Raw genomic sequence first — 25,210 nt, forward strand, 5'->3', positions numbered from 1 at the left:
TTCTTAGACCGAAAAGAGCTCACATGCCGATAAAATGAAAAAGGGTGAAATGAAAAATGAAGACAGTAATAATTGCAACGAAAAATAAAGGGAAAGCAAAGGAGTTCGAAAGCTTATTCTCTGCTAAAGGATATGAAGTCAAAACACTTCTTGATGTACCGGATGCTCCGGATGTTGAGGAAACAGGGACGACATTTGAAGAAAATGCGATCCTGAAGGCAGAGGCCATTGCCCATCAGCTAGGCCGTTTTGTCATTGCTGATGATTCCGGATTGATTGTAGATGCATTGGAGGGCCGTCCAGGCGTATATTCTGCGCGCTATGCTGGAGAGTCCAAGAGTGATGAAGCGAACACGGAAAAAGTCCTCCGGGAACTGGAAGGCGTGCCAAAAGAGGATAGAACGGCGAGGTTTTATTGCGCATTGGCACTAGCGTCACCCAACCAGGAAACGATTACGGTATCGGGAACGATGGAAGGCTTGATTACAGAACGGCCTTCAGGAGCGAATGGATTTGGTTATGATCCCATCTTTTTTGTTGAGGAACAGGGTAAAACAAACGCAGATTTGACAAAAGAGGAAAAAAACAAAATCAGCCACCGTGCCAATGCATTGAGGGCTCTAGATGAAAAACTTGATCTATTTCTAAAAAGGGAAGAAGGAATGTGACGATGAAAGTGCTAATAATGAGTGACAGTCATGGCTTAACTCATGAAATCAGCATGATTACCGACCGTCATAAACAAGAGGTTGCAGCCATGATCCATTGCGGTGATTCAGAGTTGGAAAGAAATGACCCTCACATGTCGGGGTTCTTAGCCGTACGCGGGAATTGTGACTATGATTCGGCATATCCGAATGACATTGTGGAGAACATCGCAGGCAAGCGTTTCTTCCTTACACATGGACACCTCTATAACATAAATATGACCTTGATGAACCTATCTTATAAAAGTGAAGAGCTTGGGGCGGATATTGTTTGCTTTGGTCATTCCCACGCTGCAGGCTCTGAATTGATTGACGGCAAGCTCTTCATCAACCCGGGAAGCATACGTCAGCCGCGTGGACGAAAAGAAAAAACCTATGCCATTTTGGAAATCGGAAATGACCAACTTGAAATCATCTATTATGACCTTGAAGGAAAAATCGTTGAAGAACTAAGAAATGCTTATCAAATGGAATGACTTCATGTATAATGAACAGGAAGCGTTTTTCCCCGCTTCCTGGTTATTAAAAAAAGAAAAAACTTTTTTTGAAAAAGCGTTGACTTTCTTTTGATATCCTACTATAATAAGAAGTGTCCTAAGGGAACAGTTAAGGTAATACATAAGTTTTACCGCAACTTATATCATAAACGTCTCAGTAGCTCAGCTGGATAGAGCAACGCCCTTCTAAGGCGTCGGTCGGGAGTTCGAATCTCTCCTGGGACACTACTAAAAAAAGCCAAAACCTTCAAAGGTTTTGGCTTTTTTACTTTTGGCTTAAGACAACGAGGGTAATTTAAATTTGCTATCCTTTTAACTGTTAAAGTTCGTATGACGACAAGAAGTTTTTTATTTCATATTTATCGCAGGTGGATGACCTTTTATGTCGAACTTGTTATAAATAAGGAGATGTTTAAATGAATAAAGATAGATTATTCAAGTTCATTCAAACTTCCACTCGGGGCAATTTCTTCTCAGTCGAAATAACCGAAGATGGAACAGAAGTGGTCCAATTAGCCAAGGAGTTAGAAAAAGAAGGAAGAATCAAGTTGAGGGAATGCACACGAAAAGAGCAAGGTGTTTATCTGGAAGGGATACTTAAGTTTGTGCCTAGCTAATACTTAAAGAGCTCAACGAAGGACTTATATTAGGAATTTCATATGTTCCACAAACTCAGGCATCCATGATTGGATGCCTGAGTTTGTATCTGAATTTTAAAGCAAAGTTGATTGGAGCGGGTGTGCGAGACTCCTGCAGGGAAAGCGCGTGCCTCGAGTGGAAATCAACGTTCGATTTACAAAAACCAATTATTATCGAGTTTGTCTACAAATTCAGGCATCCATAATCGGATGCCTTTTTTCTATATCAAATTCTATTTAATGTTTGGAGATTTTTTTTAATGATTTCACGGTTTTTGATTATTGCCGTATTCAATTCTTCGACGGGTGAACTTTTCTCATCTCCTAAACTAAGCTGCATCCCACTTGATTGGTTTTGTATAAGTAATTCAATCGTATCGCGTAATTCTGGCAGTGATACCTTGAATTGTTCAGATAAATGTTGTATTGCCTTGTGTAAATCGGTGTTATGGATTGATGGAACAATTGCATTGCTTTCATCTTTCAATATATATCCTCCTCTAAAGCTTATTCACGCTTATATAGCATATTATTGGGGAAATTAAGCTTATTATTCAATGTGCTATACGGCATAGTGTCATGGGGATCGTTTCGTTTAATGGATGGTGTAGCGCCTGTCAGCTGTATTGTATGTTATGAAGCCCTCTGGCCATCAAGTTCATCTTTGGATAATTTGCTGGAGTTAAATTAGAAAAAACATTGACATAATGCAAACGAATTAATATTATGTTTATTATATTATAAACTTTATAGGGAAGTGTTTGTTTTATGAAGGACGCTGAAATGTTTTGGAGCGCATCTCAGGATGAGCTTAAACAAGGGTATATAGAAGGTGAGAACCAATATGTTTGTTTGCTGTGCGGAAATGCAGTTGAAAAGGGGGTGGTATACCCGAAAGATGGGGTTCTTTATGAAGCAAAGAGGTATATGCGGATTCATATTGAACATGCACACAACTCCGTTTTTGAATACTTGATCGATCTCGATAAAAAACTTACAGGTCTCACGGACCATCAAAACCGCCTTCTTCGCCTATTTTACCAAGGGAAGAATGATGCTGAGGTTCAGGAGGAAATGGGGATAGGCAGTCCGTCCACCATTCGGAACCATCGTTTTGTGTTGAAAGAAAAAGAGCGTCAGGCTAAGTTGTTTTTAGCCCTGATGGAACTTTTGAAAGATAAAGATGAACATGCGCCGGCATTTATCCCGCTTCATCAAAAAGCGACGATGGTTGATGATCGTTATAACGTTACCGAGGATGAAAAGGTGACTGTACTGAAAAAATACTTCCCTAAAGGCAGTCAGGATGCATTAAAGTCTTTCCCGCCAAAGGAAAAACAAAGGCTGATCATTCTTCAAGAAATTATGAACCGATTTGAAAATGAGCGGAAATACGAAGAAAAAGAAATCAATCAAATTTTGGGTACCGTTTATCATGATCACGTTCTTTTGAGAAGGTATTTAATAGAATATGGATTTTTGGATAGAAAGCCTGATGGGAGCCAATATTGGCTGAAGAAATGATGACTGGAGGCAAGAAAAATGGATCGTAAAAAAGAATTGAAGCAATTATATAAAGAAACGAAAGTTGAAGCAGGTGTATACCAAATCAGAAATACGGTAAATAATAAAGTTTTTATCGGAAGCACGAGGAATTTAAAGACGTTGAAGGGGAAACAATTTGAATTGGAAGTCGGAACAAACACCAATAAAGTGCTGCAAGGTGAGTGGAACCAATATGGGAAAGATGCTTTTTCTTTTGAGGTGCTGGAAGTATTGAAGCCGAAAGAAACAGGATTTTTTGATGTTAAACGGGAATTGAAAAAACTTGAAGAAATGTGGATGGAAAAAATACAGCCATACGAAGAACGGGGATACAATAGAATGAAATCCACTGACTTGTAAGTGGCCTTTAAAACAGGGAGTCATTTGTGGCTCTTTTTTTGTGGGAAAAAAATCAGAGGATCTCACTTGTTGTAAGTTTTTAAATGGTTTAAGCTAATAATGAGGGTCCTGTTTATGAAATAGGGGGAAACCAGTGGAGACCTTCACTAAATAATTTATTTTAGGAGTTGCGAATGAAAAAAATAGGATGGACCATAACGGGGATAGGAGCAATCATAGCGCTGGGGGCCTTACTTTATCCTTTGAATGTTATTAATAAAACTCTATGTATATATTTATTGCTCGGCGGTGCAGGGCTTATGTTTGTCGGGTCTATGTTCAGGGCCTTTTCACTCCTGAAAAGATGACTGATTTTATTAAGGTGATGACATGGAGAAAAACCAATTGAAATATGTCCAGCAGCAGCTGGCTAATGAACGTACCTTTTAGCCTGGGTAAGAACGGTGATTGCGATAGTGGGGGTTGGTTTTCTTGCGACTAGCATACATTTTACGTTTGGTGTGCATCGGGATCCCCGGATTGACCTGATTAGTATCGTGCTGGGGATGTTTACATGTGCATTGGGCCTTGTGATTACAGTGCTGGCGAAGTTCGGTTATCTTCAGAAGAAGCGGCAAATCAATGAAGGGACATTCCGGCCCTCGAGTTCGACGTTATTCTAATCGCTGTTTTTATGGTCATATTGTTATCGATGATCATTTTATATTTTGTTTTCATAAAAGTGTAAAACTGTCCTAACATTTAAAGGGCAGTTTTTTTCAATTTCTACTATTATATACTTATTCTTACATCATTACGGGAAGATTTCTTCCATTGATTAAATGCAATCAAAAAACGAAAGCTTGAAAAACACTGTATTTCAGGTTATGAAGAATTATTCAGACTGTAGAAAATTCGAAGAAAACCTGTTGCCTGCAGTAATTTTATGGTGTTTACAATTTGGACGTTGATTTCCGATCCAGGCACTCGCTTTCCGCGGGCGGCCCGGGAGCCTCCTCGGCTGATCTCCTCTAGACTCGCTTTTCCCGCAGGTGTCTCGCGCCTCCCTCTACAATCAACATCGTAATAAAATTCAGATGGAAATCATACTTAAGGTTTGAAGGTATGGCTACTTTGTGTCCGTTGATTCGGGGGCATCATTTGATGAAAGATAAATTTTCAGAACCCTATTGTCGACAAACTGGAATAATTAAAACCTTTTTATTACATTAAATACAGTGTTGTGCACGTAGCCATGGTGAAATTTGAAGTACCGGAAGGGCATATAAGCGGTAAGGAAAAATCGGTCAAGTTTTGCCTTTCTTGAAAAAATATATATTAGCCACCATCAGTTTGTGAATAAACTTCACATGGGCAATGCTAGCATTAAAACTTTTGAAAGTACTTTACTTTATTCAATTTCAATCGCATTTTAAATATTTGTTTAATTTCCATTTTGTGAGATATGATAAAGAGGAACTAAAAGGAGGTCATTAACATGGTTGATATTAGAAAAGGTGAAAGTTCTTTTTTTGTCGAAGAATCTGGTGAGAAATTAGCGGAAATTACATTCTTTAAATCAGGTGATGATGAAATCACGGTCGATCATACCGTTGTTTCTGACAAGTTGCGCGGACAAAAGGTAGGAAATGCCCTTGTTGAAAAGGTAATAGGATTCGCAAGGGAGGAAAAACTGAAAATTGTTCCGGTATGTTCGTTCGTTCAAAAACAATTTGAAAAAAATGAAGAATACGAGGATGTATTGGCTAAATGAACTAGAGGGCTGGACCAGGGGATGATTAATATCACCTGTGTTCAGCCCATTGTCATTTTTTTAGATAATCTTCACTCCATCAATTCCCCAAGAAAAAAATATAAAAATGCCTTTCCGCCTACAGTGTTGTTCGCATTTAATATAGGGGAGGTGCTAGGATGGCCATCAAATTACAAACCCTATTGAATCGCGCAAAGGAAAATATGGGAGGCGGTATGGACCCGGTCGTGAACGAGACGATACTTGAAGTGGTTAAATTAGCTTATGAAGCGGGGATATTTGTTCAAATAACAGCTGGTTATCGAAGTTTCCCAGAACAAAATGAATTGTATGAACGGGGCAGAACGAATAAATCAATGCCTATCGTGACTTATGCCAGAGCTGGCCAGTCCTTGCATAACTATGGACTTGCTGTAGATTTTGTCATTGTTAGTGATGACGGCAAGCGGACATTGTGGACAGAGGGCGAAAAGTGGACAAGGGTAGCGGCCATAGCAAAATCCCTGGGATTTGTTTGGGGAGGGGATTTTGAATTGTTCCGTGATTTTCCGCATCTTGGAATGTCAGGCGGTTTATCCACTAGAGATCTTCAAAAGGGATTGAGGCCGAATCTTATATCAAGAGTGGCGTCAGCGAACAGTGAAAGGGAAAATGGATGATCCGCTGTTTGAGAACACTAATACTAGTGACTGGCATCATGTGCGTAGTGCGAGGATATTTCAGTGGAGAAGTTTGTTATCACTTTAATAATTTTAATGGGATATCTGACGTTTTTAAAAATTAAATATTAAAAAAACTTTTTTTATAGAATGTGGTCATGATAGGTATGTAAGCGGATACAACAAATCTTTCAATTTAGAATTATCAAAAAATTTCAAAAAACCTGTTGACTACTACCCGAAATACACGTAAGATAATCACAAATACAAGACATCAAACATAAGCGTTTCAAAAAATATGAATAATGCGAAAAGCATTGAAGAGGATAAGTAGTCTTTTAAAAAGGCAGTCACAGAGAGCCGGGTAGCTGAGAGCCGGTATTGTCCCGAAAGATGAACTCACCTTGGAGTTTCAGCTTGAACGTCAGACTAGTAGGGCTGAACGGGTGCGTACCAGTACCCGTTACCAAAACAGAGAATAGTGTAGGCTATTCAAAGTGCGCATGGAGTTTCATGCGAAAAAGGGTGGTACCGTGGAGTGGCTCATCAAGCCTTTTCACCCCTTTAACTTGCCGAGTGCAAGTACATTTGGGGTGAAAAGGCTTTTTTGTATGCATAAAAAGCTGAAAATTCTGAATGTTAAGAAATATTCAATAGAAAAGCGAAGGAGGTTTTTTACGAAATGACACAAAAGTCAGTTGTTGCTGATCGGAAAAGTGGAAAGACACATTATACTGGTGCTGAATTTCTGCTGAATGCATTGAAAAAGGAAAATGTTGAAGTCATCTTTGGTTATCCGGGAGGTTCTGTATTGCCGATTTATGACAAGCTTTACAGTTCAGAACTTTTTCATATTTTGACAAGGCACGAACAAGGTGCGATTCATGCAGCGGAAGGATACGCCAGGATTACCGGCAAGCCGGGAGTGGTCATAGTTACATCCGGTCCAGGGGCAACGAACATTGTCACCGGTTTGGCCGATGCAATGATTGATTCTTTACCGCTTGTGGTAATTTCGGGTCAGGTAGCTACCAGTGTAATTGGCTCGGATGCTTTCCAGGAGGCTGATGTACTGGGGATTACTACCCCGATCACAAAACATAACTATCAGGTAAGGAGGCCGGAAGACCTTCCGCGCATTATAAAAGAAGCTTTTTATATCGCTTCAAGCGGCCGGCCAGGTCCAGTATTAATCGATATACCTAAGGACATGGCCATTATAGAAGGTGTATCGACTGAAGAGGAGCCAGAGATGAATCTCCCGGGCTATCAGCCGACGACCAAGCCGAATTACTTACAGATCAGAAAGCTTGTTGAAGCAGTAAGCGGGGCGAAAAGACCGGTCATTCTTGCAGGGGCAGGTGTCCTGCATGCAAAGGCCTCCCATCTATTAAAGGAATATGTCGAGCAGCAAGGCATTCCCGTCGTCCACACTTTATTGGGTCTTGGGGGCTTTCCGGCGGAACATCCTCTCTTTATCGGTATGGGTGGTATGCATGGCTGCTATGCGGCAAACATGGCGTTAGCGAAATGTGATCTATTAATCAATATCGGTGCCAGGTTCGATGATCGATTGACTGGGAACCTAGCGAAATTCGCACAGCATGCAACGGTGGCCCATATCGATATTGATCCAGCGGAAATCGGTAAAAATGTGCCGACAAAAATTCCGGTCGTCGGAAGTGCCAAGGAAGCACTGGCAGAGTTGATTGCGCAAAATGGCAAGAAACCGGAAATTGATGAATGGACAACACAGCTTACTGCATGGAATGAAGAGTTCCCATTGCGTTATACCCATGAAGAAGGCGTATTGAAACCTCAGCGGGTCATCCAGATGCTTCACGAAAAAACGAATGGGGAAGCCATCGTTACGACGGATGTTGGACAGCATCAAATGTGGGCAGCGCAATACTATCCATTTAACAAACCGAATTCATGGGTCACTTCCGGTGGATTGGGAACGATGGGCTTTGGCTTACCATCGGCTCTCGGAGCGCAACTGGCGAATCCGAAAGCGACGGTGCTTTCCATATCTGGGGATGGTGGATTCCAGATGTGCCTGCAGGAACTTTCAGTCATTGCCGAAATGAATCTGCCAATCAAAATCATCATCGTCAACAACGGGGCACTAGGTATGGTAAGACAGTGGCAGGAACTATTTCATGATAAACGTTTCTCGCACAGTATTTTTCAATCGCATCCGGACTTCGTGAAATTGGCCGATGCTTATGGAATTCCGGGGTACAAAGTGACGACGGAGGAAGAAGCAAGCAACTGCCTGGATGTAGCGTTAAAGACTGATGGTCCAGTGTTGATTGATTTCCGGGTAAAACAAAATGAAAATGTCTTTCCGATGGTAGCACAAGGAAAAGGGCTTGATGAAATGGAAGGAGTTTAATCAATGAAGGGAATTCTTAGCCTCACCGTGAACAACAGGCCAGGCGTCCTGAATCGGATTACGAACCTGTTCACGAAAAGAAATTATAACATTGAAGGCATGACTGTCGGACCTTCCGAACAGGATGGCATTTCAAGGATGACCTTCGTGGTCGATGTTGATGACGAAGCTGTCATTGAACAGATCACCAAGCAATTGAATAAGCAGATCGATGTTTTGAAAGTATATGATATTACGAATCAATCGATTGTGGCGAGGGAACTTGCACTCATTAAAATATTGGTGACTACACAAACCCGAGCCGAGATTTATTCAGTCATCGAACCCTTCCGAGCTTCAGTTATTGATGTCAGTAAAGATAGCCTGACAGTTCAAATCACAGGGGAATCGGATAAAATCGAAGCCTTCATTGAACTGATCAAGCCATATGGCATCAAGGAATTGGCAAGGACAGGGACAGCCGCCATCCCGCGTGGAATGCAAATTGCACACGCTAAGAGTGCGACAATCGTATAAAAATAAAAACCAAAACAAACCAAAACAAAAAACAATGATGAAAAGGGAGATGTAATTATTATGGCAAAAGTATATTATAACGCAGAAGCAAACGAGAATTTCTTCAACAATAAAAAGGTAGCGGTAATCGGATATGGTTCACAAGGACACGCACATGCACAAAACCTACGTGACAGCGGTGTAGATGTAATCATCGGAATCAGGAAAGGTAAATCCTTCGATAAAGCGGTGGAAGACGGTTTCAATGTTTACACGGTGAAAGAGGCAGCTGAACAGGCAGACGTGATCATGAACCTATTACCGGATGAAACTCAGCCGAAAGTATACCAAGAAGAAATCAAGCCGGTATTGCGCGCAGGTCAAGCGTTAATGTTCGCACACGGATTCAACGTCCATTTCAATCAAATCGTTCCTCCGGCAGACGTAGATGTATTATTAGTCGCTCCAAAAGGTCCGGGACATCTTGTTCGCCGTACATATGAACAAGGCGCAGGGGTGCCGGCATTATTCGCCATCTATCAGAATGTTACGGGTGAAGCAAAAGATTTGGCCCTTGCGTACGCTCGGGGAATCGGCTCTTTAAGAGCTGGCGGTTTGGAAACTACATTCCAAGAAGAAACGGAAACGGATCTATTTGGAGAACAGGCCGTACTTTGCGGCGGATTGACTGCCCTTGTGAAAGCTGGATTCGAAACATTGACAGAAGCTGGATACCAACCGGAAGTAGCATATTTCGAGTGTTTGCATGAACTTAAATTAATCATCGACCTTATGTATGAAGGCGGTATGGAAAACATGCGCTATTCCATTTCTGACACAGCTCAATGGGGAGATTTCGTTTCTGGACCACGCGTTGTGACGGAAACTACGAAAGAGGCAATGAAAGCGATCTTGAAAGACATCCAAGACGGTGAGTTCGCTAAAGGATGGATCTTGGAAAACCAAGCGAATCGTCCAGTCTTCAATGCTATCAATAATCGTGAAAACCAACATCAAATCGAAGTGGTTGGCCGTGAATTAAGAAAAATGATGCCATTCGTAAAACCTCAACAAAAAGAGAAAGAAGTGGTAGCCGTTGCGAAAAATTAATATATTTGAAACTACACTTCGAGATGGGGAGCAATCAGCCGGTGTAAATTTGAATTTTACCGAAAAACTTGAAATTGCTTATCAGCTTGAAAGATTGGGTGTTGATATTATCGAAGCCGGTTTTCCGGCAGCATCCAAAGGGGATTTCAACTCCGTACAGGAAATCGCGCGCAAAATCAAAAACAGCTCTGTCACAGGGCTGGCGCGCGCTGTAAAAGGAGATATCGATGCAGCTTGGGATTCATTAAGGGGCGGGGAAGAACCAAGGTTGCATACTTTCATCGCCACTTCGCCCATTCATCGTGAATATAAGTTGAAAATGACGAAGCAGCAAGTGATTGAAAAGGCAGTTGATATGGTCAAGTACGGGGCAGCGCGTTTTCCGATCGTACAATGGTCTGCAGAAGATGCAAGCCGTACAGAACTTGACTATTTGGCTGAAATCGTTGAAGCGGTCATTCAGGCTGGTGCCAAGGTCATTAACATCCCGGATACTGTTGGATATGCAGCTCCAATCGAGTACGGAAACATTTTCAGATACCTTCGTGAACATGTTCCTTCTATTGATAAAGTTAGTTTATCCGCACACTGCCATGACGATCTTGGAATGGCGACGGCCAATTCATTGGCTGCCATCGAAGGCGGAGCTACGCAAGTCGAAGGCACAATCAACGGAATTGGGGAACGTGCCGGAAACGTGGCCCTTGAAGAAGTGGCCATGGCACTCTACATCCGTAAAGATTTCTATCAAGCGGAAACGGGTCTTGTATTGAATGAAATAAAAAGGACCAGTGATTTGGTCAGCCGCCTTACGGGAATGCAAGTACCTGCTAATAAAGCCATTATTGGTGCCAATGCATACGCACATGAATCTGGCATTCACCAGGATGGCGTGTTAAAAGAAAAAACGACATACGAAATCATATCACCAGAACTTGTCGGGGTTTCGTCCAATTCGTTAGTTTTAGGAAAGCATTCAGGACGTCATGCTTTCAAAGAAAGATTACAAGAGTTGAATTTTACGGTAACGGATGAGGAAATGAACTCATTATTCATTCAGTTCAAGGAATTGGCCGATAATAAAAAGAACATGACGGATGAAGATATCGTTGCGCTGGTGCTTGAAGAGAAAGCGACGGATATCAGTTTTTATGACATGATTTCCTTACAGATTTCCCATGGTACCCATCAGACGGCGACAGCAACGGTCACGCTGAAAAAAGGCGATAATGAAGAGATTCAGGAAGCGGCTACAGGTGCAGGAAGTGTAGAAGCCTTATATAACACGCTTGAAAGATGTTTGGGCAGCGAGATCAGCTTGCTGGACTATCGAATTCAATCGGTGGGCGGCGGAATGGATGCCCTTGCTCAGGTTTTTGTAAAAATTGATTATAACGGTGTGGAAACAAGCGGCAGGGGTCTTGATCAGGACGTCTTGGAAGCATCCGCCAAAGCGTATTTGAACGCTGTGAACCGTGTGATCATCATGAAGGAACTGGAAGAAAAAGCAGTATTACAATAGGAAGGGGAGATTTCGATGAAAAGGAATATTGCGGTGCTTCAAGGAGATGGCATCGGGAAAGAAGTAACAAGAGGCGCTGTAGAAATCCTCGAAGCCGTTGCCCAAAGATATGGACACGATTTTGAATTTCAATATGGTGAGATTGGCGGCGGGGCCATCGATAACACAGGTGCACCCCTGCCGGATGAAACAGTGGAGATTTGTAAAAACAGCGATGCGGTATTATTAGGGGCCGTTGGAGGACCTAAGTGGGATGACCAGCCTGCGCACCTAAGACCAGAACGAGGTTTGTTGAAAATCCGCAAAGATTTGAATCTTTATGCTAACATCCGTCCAATCAGCTATTATTCCAGCTTGTCGGAATCTTCTCCTCTTAAAAAGGAATTCATTGAAGATGTGGATTTCGTGATTGTCAGGGAACTGACAGGCGGCCTTTATTTCGGAAAGCCAAGTGAGCGCATGGAAAAAGAAGGGCAAGAGGCGGTCGTCGATACACTTTTCTATCAGAAAAGCGAAATGAAGCGCATCATTGAACTTGCTTTTGCATTAGCATCGGATCGCAAGAAAAAAGTAACATCCGTGGATAAAGCGAATGTTCTTGAATCAAGCAGGATGTGGCGTGAGACAGCTGAAGAAATTGCCAAGGACTATCCGGATGTAATCCTTGAACATATGCTTGTTGATAATGCGGCCATGCAATTGATCAAAAACCCGAAACAATTTGATATTATCGTGACGGAGAATATGTTCGGTGATATTTTAAGCGATGAAGCGTCGGTATTGACTGGCTCGCTTGGAATGCTTCCTTCCGCCTCCATATCAACAAATGGGCCTAATCTATATGAACCGATTCATGGCTCCGCCCCGGATATCGCAGGCAAAAACCTGGCTAATCCGATTGGGACGATTTTATCAGCGGCTTCCATGCTGCGTCTATCCTTTGGTTTGGAAGATGAGGCGAAAGCCGTTGAGCAGGCTGTGGAAACGGTCCTTGAATATGGCTTAAGAACAGGCGACATCGCAAATGGCCAACCAAATATTACATCCACTTCAGAGATGATCGCAGAAATAAAAGCAAATCTTTTAGACCAGGAAGCTATTTCCAATATCATGGGAGCTTACGCATAAACTTCTTTCACGGCCTAACAATAGGCCGTGTTTTTTAAAAAAATACAAGATTGATCGAGGTGGGATAGTGATGGGAAAGTCGATAATAGAGAAAATATGGGATCGCCATATTGTAAATGAAGAGGAGAATAAACCGGATTTAATTTATATAGACCTTCAATATATTCATGAAGTGACCTCTCCGCAAGCATTTGAAGGATTGAGATTAAAAGGACGCACAGTCAGAAGACCCGACCGTACTTTCGCGACAATGGATCATAATGTGCCAACCGTTAACCGCTATTTCATCGAGGATGATATTGCAAGGAAACAACTAGAGGCGCTTGAGCAAAACTGTAAGGAGTTCGGCATCCGCCTTGCTGATTTAGACAGCCCGGATCAAGGTATCGTTCACGTTATCGGGCCGGAATTAGGGCTTACACAGCCAGGAATGACGATTGTCTGCGGAGACAGTCATACTTCCACACATGGTGCGTTTGGTTCGATTGCGTTTGGAATCGGTACGAGTGAGGTCGAGCATGTTTTGGCTACACAAACCCTATGGCAAACTAAACCGAAAACATTAAAGCTTGAGGTTAATGGCAAGCTTGGTCATGGTGTGATGGCGAAAGATGTCATTTTATATGTGATTTCTAAATTCGGCGTCAATTTCGGTACTGGACATATCATTGAGTATTGTGGGGAAGTTTTCCGGGATATGTCGATGGAAGAGAGAATGACGGTTTGCAATATGTCGATCGAAGGCGGGGCAAGAGCGGGGCTGGTAGCTCCCGATGAAACCACGTTCTCTTATTTGAAAGGTCGTAAATATTTGCCGAAAGGAGAAGAGTTCGAGCGATGTGTTCAGGACTGGAAGTCACTTTCCAGTGATGAGGATGCTGTTTATGACCAAGAAATCATTCTTGATGGCAGTTTGATTCCACCGATGGTGAGCTGGGGGACGAATCCTGGAATGGCTAGTGGCGTGGACGGTAAAGTGCCTACCTTCGCGGAAGATATCATGGATCCCAAGGAACTTAATCGAGCCATTGAGTATATGGGTCTTAAGGAAGGCATGCCGATCACGGAAATTCCCGTACAACATGTTTTCATAGGATCGTGTACCAATTCGCGCATTGAGGACTTACGGCAAGCTGCAGAAATGATCGAAGGCCAAACTGTTCAAAAAGGAGTTCGGGCGATGGTCGTTCCCGGTTCACAAAGCGTCAAAAGGCAAGCGGAAGATGAAGGGTTGGATGAAATCTTCAAATCTGCGGGCTTCGAATGGCGTGAATCGGGCTGCAGCATGTGCCTAAGCATGAATCCTGACGTGGTTCCGTCCGGTGAGCATTGTGCCTCCACAAGTAATCGGAACTTCGAAGGCAGGCAAGGCGCTGGAGCAAGAACGCACCTGGTTAGTCCGGCTATGGCTGCCGCGGCCGCCATTCATGGGAAATTTGTCGATATTAGGAATTTGAAAAGAACTGAACAAGTCCATTAAGAATACGAATTAACCGGAGGTGCATAGAATGGAACCCATTACTATATATAAAGGAAGAGCGGCGGCACTTGACCGTAAAAACGTGGATACGGACCAAATCATTCCAAAGCAATTTTTAAAACGGATTGAGCGAAGCGGATTTGGCGAATTTTTATTCTATAACTGGCGTTTTGATGAAAATGGACAGAAGCGTCCTGATTTTGAATTGAATCAGCCTCATAATCAAAACACGTCCATTTTAATAGCAGGAGAAAATTTTGGCTGCGGTTCTTCGCGTGAGCATGCCCCTTGGTCATTGAAAGATTATGGATTCGATATCATCATCGCTCCGTCTTATGCTGATATCTTTAAAAGTAATTGCATGAAAAATGGGATGGTCCCCATCGCTTTAACCCAGGCTGAAGTAAACTATTTAATGGAGAGAGTGTCGGCACCTGACTATGAGTTGACGATCGACCTCCCCAATCAGACATTGAATGATGGTCAAGGGTTTGAAACAAGCTTTGAAATTCATCCATATTGGAAGGAAATGCTCATCAAAGGCTGGGATGAAATTTCGATAACGCTTCAATATGATAAAGAGATTTCTGCCTATGAATCTCAAAAAAAGGCTGTTTCGAGCATTTAATATTAATAGAAGAAGGTCATATCCCGTTCTCCTTTCTTGATTAGAAAGGATGCGGGATTTTTTTATCTGGGAAAGAAAGAAAGGTGTTCATCCGCCCCATATAAATTTTGTGTTTCCTGCTATTACATGCTAAACTGTTTCTCAAAAAGCGAACGGTGAGGCGGAAAATAGGATGGATAATGAGAATAACCAAAAGAAGGCCGAAGAAACCAAGATTATCGCCTTTCCAAATCTCGGTGATAGGCTGATTGCAAAGGGACTGGATGAGCTTGGAAACAGAAACTTTAAAGCGGCTGCACAGCTTTTCAGCCAAGCTAGGGAGTATGAGCCCGAGAATGATGAAGTTTGCATGGGACTAGTGGTCTCACTAGTCGAACTTGAGCATTACAAGGAGTCAAAAGAGTTGTGTATAGAGATGCTGAATAAAGGCATCGGTGACTATTTTCAACTGATCAATATTTATTTGATGGTTCTGCTGCAATTAGGCGAGCATCAGGAAATGGTCACGACGATCGAACTGCTATTTGAAGAAAGCCAAATTCCTTTTGATAAAGAGGAACATTTCGAAAAGATGCTTCAGTTCAGTAAAAGGGCCCTTGAGGATAAAAAAGAGGAGAAGGAAAGGCAAAATCAGCAGCTTTCAGAGGAATTGCAGGAGGATGAACTTTTTGAAGGGAAAACGGATAATGAAATGCTAATGGTCATTTCAAAACTAACGAATATCAATATTCGACCATTTATCCCTCAAATCGAAAAATTTCTACAAAAAGAAGAGGGACACCCTTTCTTTAAAACGATGCTCCTTAACATTCTTATCGACCAGGAATATAACGAGGAAGTGACGTTGAGGAAATTCAATCAATCGAAGTCGGTCATACCAAGGGGATTGAAAAGTTTGAAGGAGACGGACTTCTATAAGAAGGTAACCGGACTGACCGAAGAGGAAATCAGTCAGGATAATCCGAGCTTATTTGAAATGGTCCATAGTTTGATTGAACGTCATTCTTTTTTATTGTTCCCTTTTGAACCCGGACCTGAAAGCTTGCCTGCATGGGCAGCTGCCTATCATGCCTTGGCGGAAGAATACATGACCGGGGAAGTTTTCGGTAGGGACTTAGCGGACCTGTACCAGGCTGATGAGGAAAGCATTGCGGATATTCTTTCCTATATAAAAGAAATTGAAGAAATTTCTTATCCCATTATTTAAGCTATTGCTGTTGTAACAGATTAATCCTGTGGTATAATGTAGTGGTTGTAATGTATATTCGTCTAATTTTGACGATTTCCCCAATATTTTTTGGGTATATTTGAAGGATGACTTGTTAACACTTGCAAAGCATATTCATCCAATGCTTATTATTGAAGTATATAGATTTTTTGGAGGGAAACACATGTCTGTAAAATGGGAAAAACAAGAAGGTAATCAAGGCGTACTAACAATTGAAGTTGACGCTGCAAAAGTAAACGAAGGTTTAGACGCAGCTTTCAAAAAAGTAGTGAAACAAGTAAATGTACCTGGCTTCCGTAAAGGTAAAATGCCACGTCAAATGTTCGAAAAAAAATTCGGCGTAGAATCACTTTACCAAGATGCGCTTGATATCATTCTTCCAGATGCTTATGCAAATGCTGTCGAAGAAGCTGGAATTCAGCCTGTAGATCGTCCTGAAATCGACATCGAGAAAATGGAAAAAGGCGAAAACCTGATCTTCACTGCAACTGTAACAGTTAAGCCTGAAGTTAAATTGGGAGATTACAAAGGTGTTGAAGTTGAAAAATTCAATACTGAAGTAACTGACGAAGATGTTGAAAACGAATTGAAAACTTTACAAGAGCGTCAAGCTGAGCTTGTCGTTAAAGAAGAAGGACAAGTTGCTGAAGGCGATACAGTTGTTCTTGACTTTGAAGGATTCGTTGATGGTGAAGCATTCGAAGGCGGAGCTTCAGAAAACCATTCATTGGAAATCGGTTCAAACTCTTTCATTCCAGGATTTGAAGAGCAACTTGTCGGTCTTGAAACTGGTGCTGAAAAAGATATCGAAGTTACATTCCCTGAAGAATACCATGCTGCTGAACTTGCAGGTAAACCAGCAGTATTCAAAGTGAAAATTCACGAAATCAAAACAAAACAACTTCCTGAGTTGGATGATGAGTTCGCGAAAGATGTCGACGACGAAGTGGAAACTTTGGCTGAACTTAAAGAAAAAACAAAACATAAATTAGAGCATGACAAAAAGCACGAAGAAGAAAACTTCGTTCAAAACACTGTAATTGGTAAAGCTGTTGAAGGCGCAGAAATGGACGTTCCTGAAGCGATGATTTCAAATGAAGTTGACCGCATGATGAATGAGTTCTCTCAACGCATTCAATCTCAAGGTCTGAATTTGGAGCTTTACTACCAATTCTCAGGTCAAGACGAAGAAGCTTTAAAAGCGCAAATGAAAGAAGAAGCTGAAGGACAAGTTCGTACGAGCCTAACTCTTGAAGCAATCGCTGAAGTTGAAAAACTTGAAGCGACTGACGAGGACGTAGAAGCTGAACTTGCACAAATGGCTACTATGTACAATATGGAAGTTGATGCGATCAAACAAGCTCTTGGAAACTTAGAAGGAATCAAAGGCGATCTTAAAATTAAGAAAGCAATTGACTTCTTGGTAGAAAACAGCAAAACAGTTGACGCAAAATAATTTTTATAAATAAGTAGATTTAAATATTTCCTTTAAAAAACAAGGCGCGAGTAATCGTGCCTTGTTTTATACATATTGAGAATTAGTGTAAATTTCAAATATCGGTTATTTCCTGATTGATTTTTTTTGGATTTCAGTGTAGATTAGTTCTAATACCGCATATACATATTTATACAGCAAATCCTGCTTTTAAAAATCCAAAGTTTTGGGCATACTGGTAAAGGGCAAATACATATTGATTGATTATTGTACTTATTTAACAACTCGGACGCGTGAGCATTTTTGTTACTAAACTTCCAAGAACATGATAAAATGCAAAACATACTAGGGATTTTGGAATGTTTAAGTAGATGTGTGCCTCGTTTTTTTTCATTACGATTAGGTACCGCTATGTAATAGAGTTGGAAGAGTATTTAAAGGGGTGAACGTACATGTTTAAATTTAATGATGAAAAAGGACAGTTAAAATGTTCTTTTTGCGGTAAAACACAAGAACAAGTCCGTAAACTGGTTGCTGGTCCAGGTGTCTATATTTGTGACGAGTGTATAGAACTTTGTACGGAGATCGTCGAAGAAGAGCTGGGCACTGATGAAGAAGTAGAATTCAGGGATGTTCCTAAACCTATGGAAATCCGTGAAATTCTTGACGAATATGTTATTGGACAAGAACAGGCAAAGAAATCTTTGGCTGTCGCTGTTTACAACCATTATAAACGTATCAATTCCAATAGCAAAGTCGACGATGTGGAGCTTTCTAAAAGTAACATCGCCCTGATCGGACCGACGGGAAGCGGGAAAACCCTTCTTGCGCAAACATTGGCGCGCTTACTGAATGTTCCATTTGCGATTGCTGATGCCACTTCATTGACGGAAGCTGGATATGTTGGAGAAGATGTCGAAAACATCCTTCTAAAGCTGATCCAAGCCGCTGATTATGATGTGGAAAAAGCGGAAAAAGGCATCATTTATATTGATGAAATCGATAAAGTTGCCCGTAAATCGGAAAATCCTTCTATTACACGTGACGTGTCTGGTGAGGGTGTGCAACAAGCATTATTGAAAATCCTTGAAGGAACGGTTGCAAGCGTTCCGCCTCAAGGTGGACGTAAACATCCACATCAGGAATTCATTCAAATCGATACGACCAATATTTTGTTCATCTGCGGCGGTGCCTTTGATGGCATCGAACCGATCATCAAACGCCGTCTTGGTCAAAAAGTCATTGGATTTGGCTCTGACGTGAAAAAGGATGATGTTGCAGAAAAAGAATTGCTTTCAAAAGTCCTTCCTGAAGACTTGCTTCGTTTCGGATTAATTCCGGAATTCATCGGTCGTCTTCCGGTAATTGCGACTCTTGAGCAATTGGATGAAGCTGCGTTGATTGAAATCCTGACAAAACCGAAAAATGCCCTTGTTAAACAATATCAAAAGTTGCTTGAACTAGACGATGTTGAATTGGAATTCGAACAGGAAGCGCTAAGTGAAATTGCTAAAAAGGCAATTGAACGTAAAACTGGTGCACGTGGTCTGCGGTCCATCATCGAAGGCATCATTCTTGAAGTGATGTTCGATCTGCCTTCACGTGATGATGTAGCAAAATGTGTAATCACAGGCAGCACGATTTCGAAAAATGAATCTCCAAAGCTCGTCCTTAAAGACGGTACAACCATCAAAGGACAAGAAAAGAAAACATCTGCTTGATAATATGGAAAAGTAAGACTGCCAGTTAATGCTGGCAGTCTTTTTGTTTATAGACCAAAGTTGATTGTGACGTAAGGTACGAGACTCCTGCGGGAATACGCGTCCAAGGGAGACCCCGCAGGGGCAGAGCGCCGAGGAGGCTCCCGGACCGCCCGCGGAAAGCGAGTGCCTGTAGTGGAAATCAACGTTAAAACCTCAAAACAGTAGGTAAAACCAGTTAATTTCGAGTTGTTTACAGTCTGAGACTGCCGGTTCATCCTGGTAGTCTTTTTTTCAATTTGTTGTTACTTAGGATAAAAACGCCAAAATTTTCAACACGAATTTCTTGGATAATATCGCCCTTCCAAAGGAGATACTAACAGAAATGACAAACTAGGAGAGTGCAGGAGGGAATACGATGAATTGGACAGGATTGGCGTTGTTTATCCAGCTGTTTTTTGGGATTATTATTGGATTGTATTTTTTGAACTTATTGAAAGGCCAGCGGACACAAAAAGTTTCCATTGACCGTGATTCACGTAAGGAGATGGACCAATTACGGAAAATGAGATCGATTTCGTTAACAGAGCCATTGGCAGAGAAAGTCAGACCAAGCACATTTAATGAAATCATCGGTCAAGAAGATGGGATTAAATCTTTAAAAGCTGCTTTATGCGGGCCGAATCCCCAGCATGTGATAATTTACGGTCCTCCAGGGGTAGGGAAAACTGCAGCTGCCAGACTTGTTTTGGAAGAGGCGAAGAAAAATGGCAAGTCTCCTTTTAAGAATTCAGCCGTTTTCGTTGAATTGGACGCCACCACAGCCAGGTTCGATGAACGGGGGATTGCCGATCCGCTCATTGGTTCTGTGCACGATCCAATCTATCAAGGAGCCGGGGCAATGGGACAGGCAGGCATTCCGCAGCCAAAGCAGGGTGCAGTCAGCAATGCTCATGGAGGCGTACTGTTCATAGATGAAATAGGGGAGCTTCATCCAATACAGATGAATAAACTGTTAAAGGTATTGGAGGATCGTAAGGTCTTTCTTGAAAGTGCTTATTATCAAGAGGAAAATCAAAATATTCCGACTCACATCCATGATATTTTTAAAAATGGACTGCCGGCTGACTTTCGATTGATTGGGGCCACAACAAGAACACCGAATGAAATCGCGCCTGCGATACGCTCAAGATGCATAGAAGTGTTTTTCCGTGAACTTGACCGTGAGGAAATAATCACCGTGGCTAAGAATGCCTCAGATAAAGTGGGAATCACCATCAGTGAAAAAGGCTTGCAGTCGATCTCGGATTATGCCCGAAATGGCAGGGAAGCTGTCAACATGATTCAGACTCTTGCTGGTATATCAATTAATGAAAACAGGACTTTTATCAGAGAAGAAGATATAGATTGGATGGCCCATAGCAGTCAGCTGACACAAAGAATGGATAGAAAAATAGAAGCGAATTCTAAAATAGGTCTTGTCAACGGTCTTGCAGTTTATGGTCCCAACAGCGGGGCATTGCTGGAAATCGAGGTTACGGTCATGGCCGCTACTGATGAAAAAGGATCGATAAACATTACTGGTATCGTTGAAGAAGAAAGTATCGGCGGCGGAAGCGGCAAATCGGTTCGCCGCAAGAGCATGGCAAAAGGTTCAATTGAAAATGTCATTACGGTGTTACGGTCGATGGGAGTGCCTGCCGGTCAATTTGATATCCATGTGAACTTTCCAGGCGGAAGTCCAGTAGATGGCCCTTCTGCAGGAATTGCAATGGCCACGGGCATATACTCGGCCATATATAAAATCCCTGTTGATCACACAGTGGCAATGACTGGAGAAATAAGCATTCATGGCGGCGTTAAACCGATCGGCGGTGTCATTCCGAAAATAAAGGCGGCAAAACTGGCCGGGGCAAAGAAAGTAATCATCCCAGCCGAAAACATGCAGCCACTTCTATCTGAAATCAAGGATATAGAAATCATTCCCGTTTCAAATGTGAAAGAAGTGCTGGATCAGGCATTGAAAAAAGAATTGATGTCGGAACAAATCCTCACAACCTTGGACCTATCAAAAAAAGAAAGTGTATAAAGGAGATGCCCCGGGAAAAACAAGAACCGGGGCATTTTAAGGACCATATTGGCGTCCCGGACAAACCTGAAGTATAAAATAAACACGCATTCAGACGTGCTTTTTTATCTAATATTGGAGATAATAATAGCAGTCGAAACGTGTTAAGGTAAACGAATAGACACTTCTATATAAATAGGATAGAATTGTTAAAAGGTTGAGAACATGGGTAAATAGTTTACAACGACGATACTAATTAGATGGAGGTGTCAGGAAATGACTGATAAAGAAATCATCGTCCCCCTCCTGCCGCTTAGAGGACTGCTTGTATATCCAACGATGGTACTTCATTTAGATGTAGGCCGAGATAAATCGGTACAAGCCCTTGAGAAAGCAATGGTGGAAGACCATCTTATATTTTTGACGACACAACAAGATGTTTCGTTGGACGAACCAGGTGAAGAAGATTTATTTACAATGGGAACTTTAACAAAGGTAAAACAGATGCTGAAGCTTCCGAATGGTACAATCCGGGTGTTGGTGGAAGGGTTGAACCGCGCAGAAGTCATTGAATTTTACGATTATGAGACACATTATGGTGCCAAGATTAAAATATATGAAGACAGTGATGAAAAGGATGCTGAACATCAGGCATTAATGCGCACCTTACTGGATTATTTTGAACAATACATAAAAATGTCCAAGAAAATAACCGGTGAAACGTTTTCGTCCACTTCGGATATTGAAGAGCCTGGACGATTAGCGGATATAATCGCTTCCCATTTGCCTTTGAAATTGAAGGAGAAGCAAGAAGTGCTTGAGACCATTGATATGAAAGAGCGTTTAAGCCGTGTAATCGAGATCATCAATAACGAGAAAGAAGTTCTTTTTCTCGAGAAAAAGATCGGCCAGCGTGTTAAGCGTTCGATGGAACGGACTCAAAAGGAATATTATTTACGAGAACAAATGAAAGCGATCCAAAAGGAATTGGGAGATAAGGAAGGAAAAACAGGGGAAATTGAGGTTCTCAACGAAAAGATAGAGGAAGCGGAAATGCCTGAGCACATCAAAGAAACGGCACTAAAGGAATTGGACCGTTATGAAAAGGTTCCTTCCAGTTCGGCCGAGAGCTCTGTCATCCGCAATTATATCGAATGGTTGATCTCGCTTCCTTGGACCAAAGCGACCAAAGATGACTTGAATATTCATAAAGCCGAAAAAATCCTGAACCGGGACCATCATGGTTTGGAAAAGGTGAAGGAGCGGGTGCTTGAGTATCTGGCCGTCCAGCAATTGACCAATTCATTGAAGGGACCAATCCTTTGCTTGGTGGGACCTCCAGGGGTCGGGAAAACCAGCTTGGCTAAATCGATCGCTTCATCGCTGAATAGGAATTTCGTCCGTATATCTTTAGGTGGGGTGCGCGATGAATCAGAAATCCGCGGACATCGCCGTACATATGTAGGGGCGATGCCAGGAAGGATCATTCAAGGCATGAAAAAAGCTGGAACGATCAATCCAGTCTTTTTACTGGACGAAGTGGATAAGATGTCCAATGACTTTAGGGGAGATCCATCTGCAGCGATGCTGGAGGTGCTCGATCCAGAGCAAAATCATAATTTCAGTGATCATTATATTGAAGAAACTTACGATCTTTCCAAAGTCATGTTCGTGGCGACGGCGAATAATTTGGGATCGATTCCTGGCCCGCTTCGTGATCGTATGGAAATCATTTCGATTGCAGGTTATACTGAGATAGAGAAACTTCATATAGCCAAGGATCACTTGCTGCCTAGACAGCTGGAAAACCATGGTTTATCGAAGACACAACTGCAAATCCGTGAGGAAGCTCTTACAAAAATCATCCGTTATTATACTCGGGAAGCCGGTGTTCGAAGTTTGGAGCGACAGCTTGCAGGCATCTGTCGGAAGACTGCGAAAATCATCGTGTCCGGAGATAAAAAGCGGGTCGTCATATCAGAAAAGAATGTCGAGGAGTTTTTAGGGAAAACCATGTTCCATTATGGACAGGCGGAGGTCGAGAACCAAGTCGGTGTAGCTAATGGATTGGCATACACATCGGTAGGCGGCGATACGCTGCAAATCGAGGTTTCCTTATCACCAGGTAAAGGCAAGCTGATCCTGACAGGAAAGCTTGGCGATGTAATGAAAGAGTCAGCCCAGGCTGCTTTCAGTTATGTCCGTTCAAAAACCGAGAAACTTCAGATTGATTCGAACTTCCATGAAAAATATGATATTCATATTCATGTCCCTGAAGGTGCGGTCCCAAAAGATGGCCCTTCTGCAGGCATCACGATTGCAACAGCGTTAATATCGGCCCTTACAAATAGGCCGATCAGAAAAGAGGTAGGCATGACAGGCGAAATTACATTACGCGGACGGGTTCTTCCGATCGGCGGGCTTAAAGAAAAATCTTTAGCGGCCCATCGCGCAGGACTTACGAAAATCATCATCCCGCAAAATAACGAAAAGGATATTGATGATATCCCGGAAAGTGTCCGTAAAGCATTAACATTTGTTCCAGTTTCACACGTCGATGAAGTCCTTGAGCATGCATTGGTAGGTGTGAACGAATGAAAGTGACAAGTTCAGATATTGTCATCAGTGCTGTGAAGCCTGAACAATATCCCAATACTCCAATACCGGAATTTGCCTTGGCAGGCCGTTCCAACGTTGGAAAATCCAGTTTCATCAACAAAATGATCAATCGAAAAAACTTGGCGCGCACATCCTCTAAACCGGGTAAGACGCAGACCTTGAATTTTTATATCATAAATGAAGCACTCCATTTTGTGGATGTACCGGGTTATGGTTATGCAAAAGTATCCAAGACGGAACGTGATGCTTGGGGAAGAATGATCGAAACGTACTTCACTTCCAGAGACCAGCTCCGCGCTGCGCTTCTGATTGTGGATTTGCGTCATCCTCCTACAAAGGATGATATCGCGATGTATGAATTCCTGAAGCATTATGATCTGCCCCGGATCGTCATTGCAACCAAAGCGGATAAGATTCCAAAAGGCAAATGGCAGAAACACTTGAAAATCACGCGCCAAACGCTAAATATGGAAAAAGAAGATGAATTGCTTCTATTCTCTGGTGAAACAGGCGAAGGCAAGGAACAAGCCTGGGGCGTCCTTAAGAAATATATGTAAAAGAAAAGGGTATTCCGTAACTGGAATACCCTTTTTCATCATGGGATTTGCAAAAAATCCGAATCGGCAATTCTCACTTTTTTCGAACCAAAAAATAAATGCCGATTGCCATCAACGCAAATGGCCAAAACCTTTCGATGTTCGCAGTGCTTGTTTCAACAAGCCCAAAAGAAGAAGTGATTTGATCATAGAATAAGAAAGTGATCGAGATGAGAAGTATTACCATCCCGTGAAACATTCCAGAATTTGTTTTACGTGCCCGGAGAATAAATCCGAGCGAGATGATTAAAATAAAGATACCTATATTATCCGGCCAAATATCCAGATTCTCGACGATATGGAAGTGAGCCCCGAAACCCAGTAAGATGACGCCTGGCAGGATGGACTCATATTCATTACCGCTATATGCCTGAATCAGGAAGGCTGCACCAACTATACATAATAAAGTGGGCCAGCTGAAAAAGCCTGGAAAGATTTCGATTTGGGAATGTTCAAGAAAAAAATAGAGCCCGAAACCGATTAATACGATTCCTGGGAAAATACGCTGCGTTTTCATTTTATCCTCCTATGCAATTCGATTACTTGAAGTTTTTTGCCATTTTTGATATGGTACTTTTGTACACAATGTCGAAATATGTATGTAACTTACTAATCCTGCTAAGACACCTTTTGTAGCATTACTG

Annotated in this window: 24 protein-coding genes, 1 tRNA gene and 1 other annotated feature; of the genes, 23 read left to right on the forward strand and 2 right to left on the reverse strand. The window is 42.0% G+C overall.

Translation table 11 applies throughout. From position 1 onward, the window contains the following. Positions 1 to 56: 56 nt before the first annotated feature. From ACSR9O_RS20295 to ACSR9O_RS20310, 4 genes are all read left to right on the forward strand, one after another. Positions 57 to 668 carry an XTP/dITP diphosphatase gene (locus ACSR9O_RS20295; protein WP_491724977.1) on the forward strand — a complete coding sequence of 204 codons (612 nt, stop codon included), beginning with the start codon at positions 57 to 59 and terminating at the stop codon, positions 666 to 668. Positions 669 to 670: 2 nt separating this feature from the next. After that, positions 671 to 1,183 carry a metallophosphoesterase gene (locus ACSR9O_RS20300; RefSeq protein ID WP_491724978.1) on the forward strand — a complete coding sequence of 171 codons (513 nt, stop codon included), beginning with the start codon at positions 671 to 673 and terminating at the stop codon, positions 1,181 to 1,183. A gap of 172 nt (positions 1,184 to 1,355) precedes the next feature. After that, positions 1,356 to 1,429 (forward strand) — tRNA-Arg (locus tag ACSR9O_RS20305). 191 nt (positions 1,430 to 1,620) lie between these two features. Then, entirely contained in the window at positions 1,621 to 1,821 is a 201-nt protein-coding gene (locus ACSR9O_RS20310; RefSeq protein WP_048688856.1) for a hypothetical protein, read from the forward strand. A gap of 247 nt (positions 1,822 to 2,068) precedes the next feature. Here the strand turns inward: ACSR9O_RS20310 and ACSR9O_RS20315 are convergent, their stop codons facing one another. Beyond that, entirely contained in the window at positions 2,069 to 2,329 is a 261-nt protein-coding gene (locus ACSR9O_RS20315; protein ID WP_491724979.1) for a hypothetical protein, read from the reverse strand. A gap of 281 nt (positions 2,330 to 2,610) precedes the next feature. On the opposite strand from ACSR9O_RS20315, the gene ACSR9O_RS20320 reads away from it, so the two are divergent. From ACSR9O_RS20320 to yihA, 19 genes are all read left to right on the forward strand, one after another. Next, positions 2,611 to 3,366 carry a DUF2087 domain-containing protein gene (locus ACSR9O_RS20320; protein ID WP_491724980.1) on the forward strand — a complete coding sequence of 252 codons (756 nt, stop codon included), beginning with the start codon at positions 2,611 to 2,613 and terminating at the stop codon, positions 3,364 to 3,366. Positions 3,367 to 3,384: 18 nt separating this feature from the next. Continuing rightward, complete coding sequence (locus tag ACSR9O_RS20325) at positions 3,385 to 3,747, forward strand: GIY-YIG nuclease family protein (protein ID WP_101222824.1); 363 nt, start codon at positions 3,385 to 3,387, stop codon at positions 3,745 to 3,747. A 173-nt stretch (positions 3,748 to 3,920) separates the two neighbouring features. Next, positions 3,921 to 4,094 carry a hypothetical protein gene (locus ACSR9O_RS20330; protein WP_202190575.1) on the forward strand — a complete coding sequence of 58 codons (174 nt, stop codon included), beginning with the start codon at positions 3,921 to 3,923 and terminating at the stop codon, positions 4,092 to 4,094. A gap of 96 nt (positions 4,095 to 4,190) precedes the next feature. Next, the gene (locus ACSR9O_RS20335; RefSeq protein WP_232782921.1) at positions 4,191 to 4,409 is read left to right on the forward strand and encodes a YidH family protein; all 219 of its coding nucleotides are present in this window, start codon (positions 4,191 to 4,193) and stop codon (positions 4,407 to 4,409) included. Positions 4,410 to 5,224: 815 nt separating this feature from the next. Then, on the forward strand, positions 5,225 to 5,500 hold the full coding sequence (locus tag ACSR9O_RS20340; protein WP_101222823.1) for a GNAT family N-acetyltransferase: 276 nt from the start codon (positions 5,225 to 5,227) through the stop codon (positions 5,498 to 5,500). 158 nt (positions 5,501 to 5,658) lie between these two features. After that, the gene (locus ACSR9O_RS20345; RefSeq protein ID WP_101222822.1) at positions 5,659 to 6,159 is read left to right on the forward strand and encodes a M15 family metallopeptidase; all 501 of its coding nucleotides are present in this window, start codon (positions 5,659 to 5,661) and stop codon (positions 6,157 to 6,159) included. A 308-nt stretch (positions 6,160 to 6,467) separates the two neighbouring features. Next, positions 6,468 to 6,726, forward strand: a binding site (T-box leader). Positions 6,727 to 6,841: 115 nt separating this feature from the next. Further along, on the forward strand, positions 6,842 to 8,557 hold the full coding sequence (gene ilvB, locus ACSR9O_RS20350) for an acetolactate synthase large subunit (protein ID WP_101222820.1): 1,716 nt from the start codon (positions 6,842 to 6,844) through the stop codon (positions 8,555 to 8,557). Between the two features lie 3 nt (positions 8,558 to 8,560). Next, positions 8,561 to 9,073: an acetolactate synthase small subunit gene (ilvN, locus tag ACSR9O_RS20355; protein ID WP_101222819.1), complete on the forward strand. Its 513-nt coding sequence runs from the start codon at positions 8,561 to 8,563 to the stop codon at positions 9,071 to 9,073. Positions 9,074 to 9,133: 60 nt separating this feature from the next. Then, on the forward strand, positions 9,134 to 10,162 hold the full coding sequence (ilvC, locus tag ACSR9O_RS20360; protein ID WP_101222818.1) for a ketol-acid reductoisomerase: 1,029 nt from the start codon (positions 9,134 to 9,136) through the stop codon (positions 10,160 to 10,162). Beyond that, on the forward strand, positions 10,149 to 11,684 hold the full coding sequence (locus tag ACSR9O_RS20365) for a 2-isopropylmalate synthase (RefSeq protein ID WP_101222817.1): 1,536 nt from the start codon (positions 10,149 to 10,151) through the stop codon (positions 11,682 to 11,684). Before ilvC ends, ACSR9O_RS20365 begins: the two co-directional genes overlap by 14 nt. Positions 11,685 to 11,699: 15 nt before the next feature. After that, positions 11,700 to 12,812, forward strand: a complete 1,113-nt coding sequence (gene leuB, locus ACSR9O_RS20370; RefSeq protein ID WP_101222816.1) for a 3-isopropylmalate dehydrogenase — start codon at positions 11,700 to 11,702, stop codon at positions 12,810 to 12,812. 70 nt (positions 12,813 to 12,882) lie between these two features. Continuing rightward, a complete protein-coding gene (gene leuC / locus ACSR9O_RS20375; RefSeq protein ID WP_101222815.1) occupies positions 12,883 to 14,292 on the forward strand; it encodes a 3-isopropylmalate dehydratase large subunit in 1,410 nt (469 codons plus the stop codon). 28 nt (positions 14,293 to 14,320) lie between these two features. Further along, positions 14,321 to 14,920: a 3-isopropylmalate dehydratase small subunit gene (gene leuD / locus ACSR9O_RS20380; protein ID WP_101222814.1), complete on the forward strand. Its 600-nt coding sequence runs from the start codon at positions 14,321 to 14,323 to the stop codon at positions 14,918 to 14,920. A 172-nt stretch (positions 14,921 to 15,092) separates the two neighbouring features. Beyond that, positions 15,093 to 16,127 carry a tetratricopeptide repeat protein gene (locus tag ACSR9O_RS20385; protein WP_230176784.1) on the forward strand — a complete coding sequence of 345 codons (1,035 nt, stop codon included), beginning with the start codon at positions 15,093 to 15,095 and terminating at the stop codon, positions 16,125 to 16,127. 184 nt (positions 16,128 to 16,311) lie between these two features. Continuing rightward, positions 16,312 to 17,604 (forward strand): trigger factor, encoded by a 1,293-nt coding sequence (tig, locus tag ACSR9O_RS20390; RefSeq protein WP_491724981.1) that lies wholly within the window; start codon positions 16,312 to 16,314, stop codon positions 17,602 to 17,604. Between the two features lie 431 nt (positions 17,605 to 18,035). After that, the gene (gene clpX, locus ACSR9O_RS20395; protein WP_101222811.1) at positions 18,036 to 19,304 is read left to right on the forward strand and encodes an ATP-dependent protease ATP-binding subunit ClpX; all 1,269 of its coding nucleotides are present in this window, start codon (positions 18,036 to 18,038) and stop codon (positions 19,302 to 19,304) included. Between the two features lie 397 nt (positions 19,305 to 19,701). After that, the gene (gene lonB / locus ACSR9O_RS20400) at positions 19,702 to 21,372 is read left to right on the forward strand and encodes an ATP-dependent protease LonB (RefSeq protein WP_101222810.1); all 1,671 of its coding nucleotides are present in this window, start codon (positions 19,702 to 19,704) and stop codon (positions 21,370 to 21,372) included. 255 nt (positions 21,373 to 21,627) lie between these two features. Continuing rightward, positions 21,628 to 23,949, forward strand: a complete 2,322-nt coding sequence (gene lon / locus ACSR9O_RS20405; protein ID WP_101222809.1) for an endopeptidase La — start codon at positions 21,628 to 21,630, stop codon at positions 23,947 to 23,949. Continuing rightward, on the forward strand, positions 23,946 to 24,527 hold the full coding sequence (gene yihA, locus ACSR9O_RS20410; RefSeq protein ID WP_063232814.1) for a ribosome biogenesis GTP-binding protein YihA/YsxC: 582 nt from the start codon (positions 23,946 to 23,948) through the stop codon (positions 24,525 to 24,527). The genes lon and yihA overlap by 4 nt, the downstream gene beginning before the upstream one ends. Positions 24,528 to 24,600: 73 nt before the next feature. On the opposite strand, the gene ACSR9O_RS20415 is transcribed toward yihA, so the two are convergent. Further along, positions 24,601 to 25,083, reverse strand: a complete 483-nt coding sequence (locus ACSR9O_RS20415) for a LiaI-LiaF-like domain-containing protein (RefSeq protein ID WP_101222808.1) — start codon at positions 25,081 to 25,083, stop codon at positions 24,601 to 24,603. Positions 25,084 to 25,210 lie beyond the last annotated feature (127 nt).

It is taken from the genome of Peribacillus sp. B65, from assembly GCF_058513295.1.